General features: G+C 40.6%; 10 protein-coding genes. 6 read left to right on the top strand and 4 right to left on the bottom strand.

Annotation, left to right across the window (positions count from 1 at the left end):
- Window positions 1-411 precede the first annotated feature (411 nt).
- The gene (locus DWW10_RS07660; RefSeq protein ID WP_118421239.1) at window positions 412-2568 is read left to right on the top strand and encodes a DNA topoisomerase 3; all 2157 of its coding nucleotides are present in this window, start codon (window positions 412-414) and stop codon (window positions 2566-2568) included.
- Window positions 2569-2628: 60 nt separating this feature from the next.
- A complete protein-coding gene (gene porE, locus DWW10_RS07655; RefSeq protein WP_118421240.1) occupies window positions 2629-4629 on the top strand; it encodes a PorE family type IX secretion system protein in 2001 nt (666 codons plus the stop codon).
- 15 nt (window positions 4630-4644) lie between these two features.
- Here the strand turns inward: porE and DWW10_RS07650 are convergent, their stop codons facing one another.
- Entirely contained in the window at window positions 4645-6000 is a 1356-nt protein-coding gene (locus DWW10_RS07650; protein ID WP_118421241.1) for a dipeptidase, read from the bottom strand.
- Window positions 6001-6124: 124 nt separating this feature from the next.
- Window positions 6125-7201 (bottom strand): chorismate synthase, encoded by a 1077-nt coding sequence (gene aroC / locus DWW10_RS07645; protein ID WP_022391596.1) that lies wholly within the window; start codon window positions 7199-7201, stop codon window positions 6125-6127.
- Window positions 7202-7838: 637 nt separating this feature from the next.
- Between aroC and DWW10_RS07640 the strand changes: the two genes are divergently transcribed.
- The 3 genes from DWW10_RS07640 (at window position 7839) to DWW10_RS26010 (ending at window position 11609) form a co-directional block, all read left to right on the top strand.
- Complete coding sequence (locus DWW10_RS07640; RefSeq protein WP_229096733.1) at window positions 7839-8762, top strand: DUF4925 domain-containing protein; 924 nt, start codon at window positions 7839-7841, stop codon at window positions 8760-8762.
- Between the two features lie 317 nt (window positions 8763-9079).
- On the top strand, window positions 9080-11035 hold the full coding sequence (locus DWW10_RS07635; RefSeq protein WP_118421242.1) for a PCMD domain-containing protein: 1956 nt from the start codon (window positions 9080-9082) through the stop codon (window positions 11033-11035).
- Window positions 11036-11087: 52 nt separating this feature from the next.
- On the top strand, window positions 11088-11609 hold the full coding sequence (locus DWW10_RS26010; RefSeq protein WP_182021367.1) for a calycin-like domain-containing protein: 522 nt from the start codon (window positions 11088-11090) through the stop codon (window positions 11607-11609).
- 646 nt (window positions 11610-12255) lie between these two features.
- Here the strand turns inward: DWW10_RS26010 and DWW10_RS07625 are convergent.
- Window positions 12256-13044 carry a porin family protein gene (locus tag DWW10_RS07625; protein ID WP_118421243.1) on the bottom strand — a complete coding sequence of 263 codons (789 nt, stop codon included), beginning with the start codon at window positions 13042-13044 and terminating at the stop codon, window positions 12256-12258.
- Window positions 13045-13058: 14 nt separating this feature from the next.
- Window positions 13059-14198, bottom strand: a complete 1140-nt coding sequence (locus DWW10_RS07620; protein ID WP_118421244.1) for a PCMD domain-containing protein — start codon at window positions 14196-14198, stop codon at window positions 13059-13061.
- 132 nt (window positions 14199-14330) lie between these two features.
- On the opposite strand from DWW10_RS07620, the gene DWW10_RS07615 reads away from it, so the two are divergent.
- On the top strand, window positions 14331-15614 hold the full coding sequence (locus DWW10_RS07615; RefSeq protein ID WP_022393575.1) for an L-cysteine desulfidase family protein: 1284 nt from the start codon (window positions 14331-14333) through the stop codon (window positions 15612-15614).
- The last annotated feature ends 4 nt before the right edge of the window (window positions 15615-15618 follow it).

The following is a 15618-nucleotide window of genomic DNA, read 5'->3' as shown; positions in this document are numbered from 1 at the left end:
GAAACAAAGATATGAATAATCGGGGAAAGACCAATAGATAGGCTGAAAATAAAACATGTGCAGAACGTGCAGTGGAAATAAGTATTTGATATGACATTTTCCTCATAATTTTATTTCTTGATGTAATAAGATGCTGAATTTTTATTTGTAAAAGTATGCATAAAAAAGGTATTTCTCATTTAGATTTGTTTAATGATTTTAGATTTCTGGGTATATTGATTCTAATATTGTTGAAAACTCTTTGGGTTTTGTTGAAAGTGAGGCGAATGGGGCTTATGGAGTCTGATTCTCTTATTTTGTTACTTTAAAAATGTGATATGGTCTTATATTGGAAGATAAAGAATATCTCAATGCCAATTCTTTTATCATTCCTCCCTTTTTTGTACCTTTGCTCCGCTAAAAGAATAATGAATGATAGTTTGTATTGCCGAAAAGCCCTCTGTGGCACGTGATATTGCTGATGTATTAGGAGCGAAAGATAGAAGAGACGGCTATATCGAAGGAAACGGATACCAGGTGACCTGGACATTCGGTCACCTCTGTACACTTAAGGAACCGCACGAATATACCCCGAACTGGAAATCATGGAGCTTAGGAAGTTTGCCCATGATACCGCCGCGTTTCGGAATAAAACTGATCAGTAACCCTACCTATGAAAAGCAATTCCATACGATAGAGACTCTTATGCAGAAAGCCGACATGATCATAAACTGTGGTGATGCCGGGCAGGAAGGAGAGTTAATTCAGCGTTGGGTGATGCAGAAAGCCGGTGCACACTGTCCGGTAAAGCGTTTGTGGATTTCATCTTTGACGGAAGAAGCCATTCGGGAAGGTTTTGCCAAATTGAAAGATCAGAAAGAATTCCAACCGCTTTATGAAGCAGGATTAAGTCGAGCAATAGGCGACTGGCTATTGGGAATGAATGCCACACGTCTTTATACTATGAAGTATGGGCAGAACAAGCAGGTACTTTCTATCGGTCGTGTGCAGACACCTACACTGGCACTGATTGTAAACCGGCAGTTAGAAATAGAGAACTTTGTGCCCAAGCAGTATTGGGAATTGAAGACAGTGTATCGGGATACGACATTCTCTGCTATCATCAGGAAGAGCGAAGAAGAATTGGTTCTGGAAGCTGAAAAGAATAAAGAGGCGATTGCTGCCGGGAAGAAACCTAAAAAGGAAGAAGAAAATAAAGGAATCGATCCTATTGCCAACCAGGAACAGGGTATGGCACTGCTGGAACAAATCAGGAATTCTCCTTTTACGATTACCGATGTAACCAAGAAAGAAGGGAAAGAAGCTCCGCCCCGTTTGTTTGACTTGACTTCTTTACAGGTGGAATGTAATAAGAAGTTTGCTTATTCTGCCGATGAGACTTTGAAGATCATCCAGTCATTATATGAAAAGAAAGTGGCTACCTATCCTCGTGTAGATACCACCTTTCTGAGTGATGACATTTATCCAAAATGTCCGGGTATCTTGAAGGGTTTGCGTGATTATGCAACATTTACAACACCTTTGGATGGGACCACTTTATTGAAATCAAAGAAGGTATTCGATAATTCAAAGGTAACAGATCACCATGCCATTATTCCTACCGGGCAATATCCGCAGAACCTGACAGACATGGAGCGCCGTGTATTCGACTTGATAGCCCGTAGGTTCATAGCAGTATTCTATCCTGATTGTAAGTTTGCTACTACTACCGTACTGGGTGCAGTGGAAGAAATAGAATTCAAGACTACCGGAAAGCAGATTTTGGAACCGGGTTGGAGAGTGATATTCGGAACTCCGGGTGCACAGTCACAGGAAGAAAAAGATCCGGGGGATGAAGAAAATGTATTGCCTGCTTTTGTGAAAGGTGAAAGTGGTCCTCATGTACCCGATTTATATGAGAAATGGACACAGCCTCCCCGTCCTTATACTGAAGCTACTTTACTGCGTGCTATGGAAACAGCAGGTAAGTTGGTGGATAACGATGAATTGCGGGATGCTTTGAAGGAGAATGGAATCGGTCGACCATCCACACGTGCCGCTATTATTGAGACTTTATTTAAACGTAACTATATCCGCAAAGAGAAAAAGAACCTGATAGCTACACCTACAGGAGTCGAGCTTATCCAGATTATCCATGAAGAGCTATTGAAATCTGCCGAACTGACGGGACTTTGGGAAAATAAACTCCGTAAGATTGAGAAGAAAACCTTTAGTGCTGCACAATTCCTTGAGGAACTAAAACAGATGGTTTCAGAGGTTGTGATGAGTGTGCTTTCAGATAATAGCAATCGTCATATTACTATTGTGCAGGCGGTGGAGGAAGCATCCGGTGATAGTAAGAAACAAGGTGGAAAGGCGACAAAAGAAAAAGATTCTACCAAACCTAAACGCCAAAGTAAACCACGCAAAAAGGTTGTGGAAACAAATGTTGCTGACACTTCTCAAATACAATCTATTGAGGGGCAGACCTGCCCATTGTGTGGCAAAGGAACCGTGATCAAGGGGAAAACGGCTTATGGTTGCTCGGAGTGGAAGAACGGATGTACTTTCCGTAAACCATTTGAATAAATGATGGTCATACAATAATCAGCCGACTTTTCAGTTTATATGAATGATAACTTGTGAGGCATGAAATTATATAAACTGCTTTTATTTCTTCTTTGTGCTATCTTATTTCTCACTTCTTGCGGAGTGGGACGGAGTCTGCGTCAGGCAGAGCAAAGTTATGCCCGTGGAGAATACTTTGATGCTGCCCGCCATTACAAAACGGCCTATACCCGTACCCCTCCTAAAGATCGTTCGCAACGAGGTGTGCTTGCCTACAAACAAGGTGACTGCTACCGCCGTATCAATTACACGTTGAAGGCTAAAGCTGCCTATATGAATGCCGTCCGTTATCGCTATTCGGATACTCTTTCTCATTTTTATCTGGCGGAGATGCTTCGTAAGAATGGCGAATATGCTGCTGCCATACCTTATTATGAAAATTATCTTGCTTATGCACAGAATCAGTCTGATATAAAAGGGCGTAAAGATTCCCTGGCGCATATAGGAGTCACTTCTTGTTCTTTGGCGCAGGAGTGGAAAAAAAATCCTACCCGTCATATTGTAAAGCGCATTCCTATTCTTGTTTCCCGTCGTAGTGATTATTCTCCCATGTATGCGGGCAATGATCCTGATATCCTATATTTAACTTCTACCCGTAACGAAGCCAAAGGTGCCGATCTGAATGGCATTACCGGCATGAAAAGTGCTGATATATTCCACTCCAAGCGAAATGAAAAGAAGCAATGGCAAAAGCCTGAACCGCTTGCTTCGGAAGTAAATAGTGAATTTGAAGAAGGGGCTTGTTCTTTTTCGGCAGATGGTAAAACGATGTATTTCACTCGTTGCCGGACATTGCCCAATGCACCGGCTTATGCAGAGATATATGTTTCTCAACGTGCCGGGGCGGAGTGGGGGAGTCCTCAGAAGTGTGCAATCCTGAATGATACCCTTTCTTCTGTTGCCCACCCTGCATTATCTCCTGCAGGTGATTATCTATATTTCGTATCTGATATGCCAGGTGGACAGGGAGGGTTGGATTTATGGCGTATCAACGTGACTCGTGATGGTTTCGGTTATGTCGATAACCTGGGACCTGAAATTAATACTTCCGGTGATGAAATGTTTCCCTCTTTTGCACCGGATGGTACCCTGTATTTCTCCTCCACCGGACATCCCGGCATGGGTGGCTTGGATATCTTTCGTGCTGTGCCGGATAGCCTGACGGGACGTTGGCATATTGAGAATATGAAATCTCCGATAAATTCACAAAGTGATGATTTTGGTATGACGTTCGAACCGGGTGCGCCCAATCGGGGCTTTTTTTCTTCAAATCGGGGAGATGCCCGTGGATGGGATCACATTTACAGTTTTGAGCTTCCGGAGGTACATCATATCTTGAAAGGATTAGTTTATGATAAAGAGGGAGATGCACTTTCCGATGCACTGGTCACTTTAGTGGGAGAGGATGGTACTTATATGAAGATCAATGTAAAGAAAGATGGTACTTTTATTCAGGAACTCACACCGGGGTGCCGTTATGCCTTGCTTGCCTCTTGTCGTGGTTATCTGAATGACAAAGAGGAGTTGATGACGGAAGATGTTAATGAGGATCGTCATTATGAACTTGAGTTTCCTTTATCTTCCATTACCCGTCCTGTACTGATAGAGAATATCTTCTATGAGTTTGACCGGGCTGATCTGACTCCGGAATCTACGGTAGCTTTGGATGAGTTGATACAATTATTGAATGATAATCCGAATGTTACTATCGAACTCGCCGCACATTGCGATTATAAAGGGAATGATGATTATAATCTCCGTCTTTCGCAACGTCGTGCAGAATCTGTAGTACGTTATCTTATTAAAGGCGGCATTGATTCGGAACGTCTCACACCGAAAGGGTATGGGGAACAACAGCCTAAGACAGTCACTAATTTCACTCTGAAATCTGCACCTTTCCTGAAGGTGGGAGATGTATTGACAGAAGAGTTTATAAAAAATCTCCCACTGGAACAGCAGGAGATTTGTAATGCTATTAATCGTCGCACAGAATTTAAAGTGCTGCGAACCACGTATCAATGAGTTACGAGGTACAAGCTAATACTTTAAATGAAATTCAACGACTGCTTCGATTCCTTTTCGGAAAATATCCAATGGGAAGTTCTCATTCGGTGAATGGATAGCATTTGATTCCAGTCCGAATCCCATAAGTACAGTCTTGATTCCAAGTACTTGCTCGAATGTGGAGATGATAGGAATACTTCCTCCCCGGCGTACCGCAAGTGGTTTCTTCCCGAATGCTTTTTCAAAACCTTTCTCGGCGGCCTGATAGGCTGGAAGGCTGATTGGACATACATAGCCTTGTCCTCCATGCATGGGTGTCACTTTTACCTGTACGGTGTCCGGAGCAATGCTTAGGATATAATCAGCGAACATTTGGGAAATCTTGTGATGATCCTGATGGGGAACCAGGCGACAAGATACCTTAGCTGTAGCTTTTGACGGAAGTACTGTCTTGGAACCTTCGCCAGTATATCCGCCCCAAATGCCACAAACGTCGAAAGAGGGACGGCAACTGTTGCGCTCCAGAGTGCTGTATCCTTTTTCTCCGAATAGCTCTTTTACACCAATGGCTGCTTTATACTTTTCTTCATTGAAAGGAATATGGGCGATCATGTCACGTTCTGCTTGTGGAACTTCTTCCACATCATCGTAGAAACCGGGCACTGTGATACATCCATCAGCATCTACTACTTTGGCAATCATTCCGCATAATACATTAATGGGATTGGCAACGGCACCTCCGAAATGTCCTGAGTGTAAGTCACGGTTAGGTCCGGTTACTTCAATTTCCCAGTATGCCAATCCGCGAAGGCCTGTAGTCAGTGAGGGCAGGTCGGCACCCAACATACTGGTATCCGATACCAGAATAATATCTGCTTTTAATAATTCTTTATGCTCCTCACAGAAAGCTTCCAGACTGGGTGAACCGATTTCTTCTTCACCTTCAAAGATGAATTTGACATTGTTCTTTAGCATGCCATGTTTCACCAGATATTCGAATGCCTTTACCTGAATGAATGATTGCCCTTTATCGTCATCGGCACCACGGGCCCAAATGTGCCCATCGCGGATTTCCGGTTCAAAGGGATTACTTTTCCATAGTTCCAATGGTTCTGCCGGCATTACATCATAATGTGCATATACCAAAACTGTCTTTGCTGCCGGGTCTACTATCTTTTGTCCGAAAACAATCGGATTGCCTTTCGATGGCATTACCAGTGCTTCGTCTGCACCTGCTTCAAGCAATAGTTGTGCCCAGCGTTCTGCACAAGCCAACATGTCGTCATGGTGTTCAGGTTTTGCACTGATACTTGGGATACGGATGAGGCTGAACAAGTCTTCCAGCATCTTCGATTCATTCTCTGAAATGTATTTCTGTATTTCGTTCATAAATATATATGATAAGGTGATAAAGTGATAGAGTGATAGAGTGATAAGGTGATAGGGTAATAGGATAATGTCACTTTATCACCCTATCACCTTATCACTTTATTATCCTATCACCCTGCCACTTCTATAATTGTGTAGTACGGTCAATCAGATAGAAGTCCAGTATTGTCAAGGCAGCCATAGCTTCTACTATAGGCACTGCGCGTGGCAATACGCATGGATCATGACGACCGCGAGCTTTCAATGTTGTATCTATACCATCTATATTGACTGTATGTTGCTCCATCAATACAGTGGCTACCGGTTTAAAGGCAACCCGGAAGAAGATGTCTTGTCCGTTACTGATACCGCCTTGGATACCACCGGAATGGTTGGTTTTCGTTTCAATGCGTCCGCAGTTATTGAAGAATACATCGTTTTGTTCCGAGCCTTTTTGTTTCAGACCTTTAAATCCGTCACCGTATTCAAATGCTTTAGCTGCATTGATGCTGAGCATACCGGAAGCAAGAGCAGCATGTAACTTACCGAATACGGGTTGGCCTAATCCGATGGGGCATCCTTTGATGACACAGGTCACTACGCCGCCAATGGTATCACCTTCTCCTTTGGTCTTGAAAATAAGCTCCTCCATCTCTTTTGCCTTTACTGGATCCGGGCAGCGTACTGGATTCGTTTCTATTAAATCAAGATCATAAGCAGTATAGTTTTCTTCCAGACGGATTGGACCTACTTGCGAGGTATATGCTGTGATTTTCACCCCCAGTTGACGGAGTGCCTGTTTGGCAAGGGCACCTGCCACTACGCGGGAAATGGTTTCGCGTGCTGATGAACGGCCACCGCCACGGTAATCACGGATACCATATTTTACCTTATAAGTATAGTCAGCATGCGAAGGACGGTATACCTCTTTCATGTTATCATAATCACTGGAATGTTGATTTTCATTCCATACAATGAATCCAATGGGACATCCTGTTGATTTGCCTTCAAAGATACCTGAAAGGAATTCTACTTTATCGCCTTCTTTCCGGGCCGTAGTAATAAGAGACTGTCCGGGACGGCGACGATCCAGTTCCGCTTGCACGAAATCCATGTCAATGCGGATGCCCGCGGGAAATCCATCTATGACGCCTCCGATGCCTTTACCATGTGACTCCCCAAAGCTGGTAAGGCGGAGAATGTTGCCGAATGAGTTGAACATAATCTTTTGCTTTAATGGTTTATGTATAAGGTTTATTCATGCCAAATCCTTTGAATAAAAGCTTTTGGTTGCATAAAGATAACAAATAGTTATGGATTTTTCTTATGAAAAGGGAGAAATATTATATTTTTTATGGAATGATGAGTTCTTTTCCCAGGGCAAACGATTTGTTTCAAAGCATGAAATGAATTGTTTCCCGGTATGAAACAAGTTGTTTCACACTGAGAAACATTCTGTTTCAAGTAATGAAACTGTTTGTTTCATACTGGGAAACAAATGCCGCGTAGACTGTCTCATTTCAGTTGGTTGTTTCTGAAAAAACACTTGCGGCTGCGAAGGCTTACACTTGCGCAAGTGTTGATCAACGGACCTGCAATCATTACCTTTCACAGCCGCAAGTGTTTGCTTTCTTTTTAAGTGAATCGAAAGGCGGTAATTTACTCTCCAATGCTTAAAAAAAGAACATACCAGTTTTAGAATAGACCTTGTCTAATATCTTAAAAAACTGTTATTTTGCACCCCGAAATCTTATTAAATTTAAAAGGAACATGACTACCCGGTGACGGGGAGCTATTATTAATTAAAGGAGAACAATATGAAGAAGAATTTATTTTATTTGTTTGCATTGATTTGTTCAATGAGTCTGTTCACTGCTTGTAGTGATGATGATGAAGAAGTAAGCCCTTGGGCTGGAACTTATAAAATGGCGGATTACACGACAGCAGATTATGAATGGACCAAAGATGAGACAATTTCCAATTGGCCTATGACAGGTGCGTTGTATTCGGATTGGCAATATACTGGTGATGACGATTATCCATCAATACTTGCTGCTTTATTCCGGTATTTGGGTGGCTCTATTTTACCCCAGGCTTTGAATTCAATTACATTAGATAAAAGCGGTAACATTATTGCCGACTATGTGGCTGGTCCGGAAATAGCAATGGATCCTACTACGATAATGTCGATTTTCATTACAGGTGCTTTTCCAACAGCAAGTAGTGTGAAAGCTGATTTTGCGACAGGTGGCTTTACTACCTCTCCTAAGGAACTGGCATACTGGAGCGAGAATAATGGGAAATTTGTTGTAAAGCTAAATATTCCTGCTATCATAACAGCAGCTACCGGAAGTGATGCAAGTGGTCTGACTAGTATTATAGAAACTGTTTTGAATGGAGATCCGGCTACTGTTAAAACATTGCTTGGGGGAATTTTGAATGTTGATCTGAGTGGTTTACAGAATGCTACTATTAGCCAGATTGCAAGTTGGGCTAAAGATGGAATTCCTATGAATATTAGAATTGCTGACAATGGGCATACTTATATTTATTTGGATAAGAGTGCATTTGATAATCTGTTTACACTTCGTGATACAGGTGAGGTGGATGATTGGGGAGATCCGCAGTGGACAAATGATTTGATGATACTTTGGAATGCATTGGTTGAGGGTGGCGTAGTACCGGAAGAGGCGCAGGCCGCTGGATTTATGATTCAGTTGATTGGATCATATTGGAAAGTAACAACAAGCTTTAATTTAGGCTTGGATTTAGTGAGAAACTAGTTCAAAAACTTTATATGTATTGGGATTAAGGATATTCGAAAGAATATCCTTAATTTTTTTATAGGGTATTGCTTTACTAATAATTCGATAAATAGTTTTTTATTTTATAGGTTGTTTTTGAACCGAATGGGGTAACCAAATGTTTCATTAATTAATGATAAATGTGAAATTCTTAAAAACAGGACATCAATTAAGTGAAATAGACCTTTTGTATGTGTTTAAAAAGCTGTTTTTTTGCAAACTTAAATTTAGTGATGTGAAAATAGGACATTGATGGCCTTCGTCAGTAAGACTTATATTAACTAAACAACAAAATTATGAAGAAAAATTTATTTTATTTATTCGTATTTGCTCTATCTTGCACTTTTCTGATTTCATGTAATGATGATGATGACTATAATGTAGATCCAAAAACTTTGATTGCAGAAATATCCGGTACGTATTTGGGAGATTTGGTTGTGACATTGGATGGTTTTCAAGTAGGACAATCAACGCAACAAATATATGTAACGGAAGATGGAGAAGCTTCTGTTAAATTGGAATTAAAAGATTTTGCGATTACAATAGGAGATGCTACGATAGCTGTTGGAGATATTGTAGTACCGGGTATAACTTTAGCGGGAGATCAGTCTAAAGTAGAACTGAAAGAGACCAATGTTGTGATTAACCATCCGGAATTAAAAGAATTGCAGGTAAAAGTTACAGGTGTAATAACAGGTGAAACAGCTGATCTGCATATCGTTGTTTATGCGGCGGAATTAAAGCAGAATATTGATGTGACTTTTAATGGAGAGAGAACCAGTAAAGAGGTTAAGGATTATGCGATGGAAGTTGCTGCTTGGTATGCACGCACGGAGTTGACAGTTACTGGTGTAGACATTGAAGCGAAATATCCTGTTGATGGAATTGAAGTGACTTATGTTGGTTTCAATAAAATTGGCATAAAATCTTTCAGCCTTAGTTGTTATGCGAATGACAAAACTGTAACGAGAAGTATTAGCATTGCTTCCGCCAATCTATTGGTAGGTGCGGATGGTGATACATCTATTGGTACAGTGAAACAAACGTTGACACACAAGACTTATGGAGATGCAGAACTGGAATTGTCTGGTAAGTTTGTGGATGGTGTTTTGACGTTGAATATGACTGTTACTCAAGGAGAAACGAAAGCTGTTTACGTATACACCGGAGCGAAGAAACTGACAGGTTACGCTATTGAAAAGATGACGATAGACAACAGTGTTGTTGTTGTACAACCTGAATTTGGAGACATTACAACTACAGCTGGAAGTGTTGTGTTCTTTGTTAAACCCGAAGCTACAGAGGATCAACTGAAAAGCTTAGTTCCGCAATTTGAAATTTCTGCTGGTGCAAAAATAACTCTAAATAACCAGGAATATGTGGCAGGAACTCCGGTTGACTTCACAACAGGGCAAAAGTTTGTTGTGCAGGCAGAGAGCGGAAAGTCAAAAAGAACTTATACTGTGACATATCAAAAATTGACTTCATTTGATTTTAAGAGTGATTTGAATTCTTGGGAAACAAAAAATGAAACGGGTGCCCAATATAGAATATATGAGGAACCTGCTAATGGTTGGGCTACCTCTAATGAAGGTGTAGCATGGATTAAATTATATCCAGCATTATATGGCCCTGAAGCTCCATATGCGGTGACTCAGTCAGATGATGCAAAATCGGGAAAGGCTGCTCGTCTGGAAACTTTAAATACAACCGGGCAAGCTGGAATGGGAGGATTTATACCTGCAATTCCTGTTGTGACTTCAGGTAGTCTTTTCACAGGTTCATTTAAAGTGAATATATCAAATACGCTGAAGAGTACTTTATTTGGTTATCCTTGTTTTAAGCAACCGGTAGCGTTTAAGGGCTCTTATAAATATACTCCGGGAACTACTTATTACTATTGTGCGCAGCCTGCGGATAAAGCTAATGAGGTTGTTGAAGATAAAACAAAGACAGATCTTCCAGCTATGAATGCGGTCCTATATGAAGTAGATAGTTATGCATTCGAATATTTGGATGGAACCAATTTGCTGACATCAGATAAGATTGTAGCGATAGCTTCTGTAGATGGTAAGGCACAGGCGCAATATACTGATTTTAACGTTTCATTTAAGTTCCTTGATAACAAGACGTTTGATTCGACTAAGAAGTATAAGTTAGCGATTGTTTGCTCTTCAAGTAAAGATGGAGACAAGTTTAGCGGTGCTCCAGGCAGTGTACTTCTTTTAGATGACTTGGAAGTGACTTTCTAAAGATATAGCGCTAATTTTCTATATGCGAGTTATTAACCAAATATTATTTGTTATGAAGAAAAATCTGTTTTATTTGTTTGCACTTGTATGTGCGATGAGTTTGTTCACTTCATGTGGAAGTGATGATGACGATGATAATAAAGTGGAACCGTATGGAACGTACTCTGGAAATTTAAGTGTGGTACTTACGACTCAAGCAGGAGCGCAAGATCCCATTACGTCTAAGGAAAGTGTTCAATTGATCAAAGGAAGCTCTGATAATAAGTTTTCTTTTTTACTAAAGAACTTTATGTTGCAGATGGGTGGTATTGCTACTGGCATTGGAAATATCAATATTGAAAATGTAGATTTGGTTTCAGTTGGAGGTAATAAGTACACTTTTTCAAAATCGATTCCTGAATTGCAGATTACTGCCGGTGATAAAGAAGGAGTTGCTGTTTGGCTAGGTCCTACTTTAGGAAAGATCCCTGTGGATCTTAGTGGTACGATTGAAGGAAATAAGGTTACGGTTGTAATAAACATCCCTTCTTTTATGTCTATGGATATAGCTGTTAACTTTACCGGTACTAAATAGTTCGGCAAACGTATATTATAATAAACAAAAGAGGATGTACTAATGAGTACATCCTCTTTTGTTTTGCTGTGGTTGGGAAATGGCAATTACTTTTGAAGTGAACGCTGCTGCTGAAGAGGATGATTTGAAAGCTTTAAAGCCGATAGTTGCAATTGTTGCATCGATCATTGTTACCCTGCAGTTCCTTTGTTGTAGAAGAAAAGGACGGTTGTGGTGGTTTTCCTCCAAGTTGATAACTGTGTATACAAAAACGTGAGCTTTGGGTTGACTTCTGCCATGACTTCAGGTATTTTATATACTAGCGCTTTCGAGACTTTGTGCGCAATACCTGTTAAATTCTATAGAATCTGGTATCTCCTTATGAGAAGAAGCTTTTGAACTTTAAGGAGGTTCATAAATATCCTTCTGGAGACAACTATGTAGATGGCTCTGATAAAAAGAATGTTCAGGGGAACATAGATATTGTGGATAAATCATCCATTCCTCAAGCAAGGAGCTGTTTTCAAAGGTGCGGTGAATAGTACCTTAATTTATAGATGGTTTTGAAATACTTGGAGAATATAAACAGAATTTGAAAGAGAAAGCCAGAAACAATCATGGGATTGAGTTCTGGCTTTCTCTTATTGAAATAAGTTCTAAATCCTTTTTAGAATGAATATCCAAATCCTACATTCAGATAAATAGGATACATGGCAAAGCTAATAGTATTGAAGTCTTTCTTGAAGATATCATTCAAGCCCCAAGTTAAGTCAGCATAGACATTCAGATGTTTGAAAGCCTTCCATTCTCCACCGAATTGTATACCCCATTGAAACTTGCGAAGATCATCAGAGAAATCATAGGTTGCAACACTTTCTCCACTAAAGTCTACACGTGAGCCTGTTGCATCAGGAGTACGGAGGTGTCCTTCGTAGACATGACCGGAGAAATCCCCTTCCAGTAAATAAGAAAAATAAGGTCCGGCTACGAGTTTCCAGCGTTTGCTGACCTTATAGTTAGCAAGGACAGGGACAGTAAGATAGGAGTTCTTTACTTTGGTTTTTACGCCTCCAGTCCACAGACCTTCCAACTCACCGCCATTAGTATTGATAATCTTCATACCATAGTTTTTGACGGTAGCTTCTGTTGTCATATTCTTAGTTTCCAGACGTAATCCCAAAGTTAATCCCCATAATTTTTTTTCATCGAGCCATTTTGTTGCATTTCCTTCGATAGAGATCGTCATGCTGGGGACATAGCTATCTATTTTACGTATTTCTTCAGGTAATGGTAGGGGGGCAGTGCCACCAATACTGAATCCTGCTTTTAAAGAATATTCCCATCCACGGAGGTAGGATTGGGTGATACTGTGAGTTCTATCTTCCTGCGCTTTTACAGATATGCTTCCCACTATAGCCAGCAGGAATGCTATAAAAATAACGTTATATTTCTTCATAATTATTTTCGTTTTTAGTCCTCACAAATCAATTCTACTTCGTCTATATAAAGTGTGCTACCTACTGCACCTTTGAAGCGGTCACCATCTATACTGGAAGAGAAAATGATGCCAAGTTTGTATTTCCCATTTTGAAGCTTTTGCTCATCAATAGACTTGTTATTTTGGGGTTCGAACGGTAAACTAAATTCGGTCCATTGATCTGTTTCTACAGCTGCATCTGCTTTTATCTGTGCCAGATATACAAGCTTATTGGAAGTTTTGGCATTGGTACCATCCAGCATGAATGAGTTATCATCAGCTTCATACATAATGGCATAGATATCGAATCTATCCTTTACACCACTTTGTGGTTGATTGTTTTCTGTATAAACAGGACCGGCTTTGTATTTATAATATCCTTTTAATGTTTTAGGATGCTTATAGAATTGAAAACCGAAAGTGGTTGCTTTGAGAGCACCTTCTTGTCCTGCCAATGCTTTGGTTACATCAAAATTACCAATGAACAGATTACCGGCAGCAATATACATCTTTACCATTGAACCGAAACTGCCGGTATCTCTGGTTTCTAATTTGACACATTTGCCACTGTATCCATTCTCTGATCGTACGGTAGGATAATCGATAGGACTCTTGGCCATTCCTGTTAGCGCAAAGCCTGGATTTCCACTGGACCATTGTAGTACCTTTGATATTCCCTGTGAAGTACTTGGAGCAAATTCGTAGAGGATATGATAGGGAGTGTTTTCCGCAACCAGTAAGTCCTCAAAGTGATAAACTGTTGGCAGTTCTGTTGGTTTAATATTTATGGTATAAGTGGGCTTGAATTCACCATTTTCAGATGTTACTGTAAATGAGCGTGAATTACCCTCTTCACTGAAGTTATAGAAATCTCCGGTATCTCCGTCTCTGCTATTGTTGGGTTTGATGGTAGCTCCTTCCGGTAGAGTAAATTTTAGTTCTTGTTTAGTGAGGTCTGCACCTTTATGTACATATACATCGACTATTTTTTCATTCGCATTAATATTGGCCAGCTGCACATCTGCACCCGTACAACCATCAATGGCCGCTTCAGAATTAAGCGCTTCGTCTTGTATACAAGAAGATATGGCAAATGCCAAAAAGAAACACGAGGTTAGCGTTTTAATCTTCATTTAATTCAGTTTTTGGTTATTAATAATGTAAAACTCGGGCGCAAAGTTAAGTTTCTTTTTTGAAATAGAAGACTTTGCGCACGTATTAAAAACATTTTTTCTAAATTTGTGTCCATTAAAATCAGTGAAATAATGATAACGGAAACGGAGAGAAAACGGATAATCGACCTGATACATCAGGAAGTGGTGCCGGCTATTGGGTGTACAGAACCCATTGCAGTGGCATTGTGCGTAGCTAAAGCAACAGAAACACTGGAGACAAAACCGGAAAGAATAAATGTGTTGCTAAGTGCTAATATTCTAAAAAACGCTATGGGAGTGGGCATTCCGGGTACCGGAATGATTGGCTTACCCATTGCTATTGCCTTGGGAGCGCTGATAGGAAAATCAGAATATCAGTTGGAGGTGTTAAAAGACAGTACGCCTGATGTAGTGGGAGAGGGGAAACGTTTCATTGAGGAAAAGCGCATTCATATTTCGTTGAAAGAGAATATTGAAGAGAAATTATATATTGAAGTATGCTGTGAGGCCGGAGATGATAAAGCAACAGCTGTGATTGCCGGAGGACATACCACCTTTATATATATAGAACGTAACGGAGAAGTTCAATTTCAGAAACAACATACGGCAAGTTGTGAAAAAGAAGAAGAATGCCTGGAACTGACTTTACGTAAAGTTTATGATTTTGCTCTGAATACTCCGCTGGATGAGATCAGCTTTATTCTTGAAACAGCCCGCTTGAATAAGGCGGCTGCCGAACGTTCTTTTGAAGGCAATTATGGCCATGGTCTGGGTAAAATGTTGCGTGGCACTTATGAACATAAAGTGATGGGAGATAGTGTCTTCTCACATATCTTGTCTTATACATCAGGTGCCTGTGATGCTCGTATGGCAGGGGCTATGATTCCGGTAATGAGCAATTCCGGCAGTGGGAATCAAGGTATATCTGCTACTTTGCCTGTACTTGTCTTCGCTGAAGAAAATGATAAATCAGAAGAAGAACTGATACGTGCTCTGATGTTGAGCCATCTGACGGTGATCTACATTAAACAAAGTTTGGGACGTTTGTCTGCTTTATGCGGCTGTGTGGTTGCTGCTACAGGTTCCAGTTGCGGTATTACCTGGTTGATGGGGGGAACTTACGATCAAGTGGCTTATGCCGTTCAGAATATGATAGCCAACCTTACGGGTATGATTTGTGACGGTGCGAAGCCCAGCTGTGCGTTAAAAGTAACCACCGGTGTATCTACCGCTGTTCTTTCTGCCATCATGGCTATGGAAAACCGTTGTGTAACTTCTGTAGAAGGTATTATTGATGAAGATGTGGATCAAAGTATCCGTAATCTGACCAAGATAGGGTCGAAAGGAATGAATGAAACGGATAAATTGGTACTGGAGATAATGACGGGGAAATAGTGAT

It is taken from the genome of Bacteroides intestinalis, from assembly GCF_003464595.1.
In the GTDB taxonomy this organism is placed as follows: Bacteria; Bacteroidota; Bacteroidia; order Bacteroidales; family Bacteroidaceae; genus Bacteroides; species Bacteroides intestinalis_A.
This window is presented reverse-complemented; position numbering and strand designations above follow the sequence as displayed.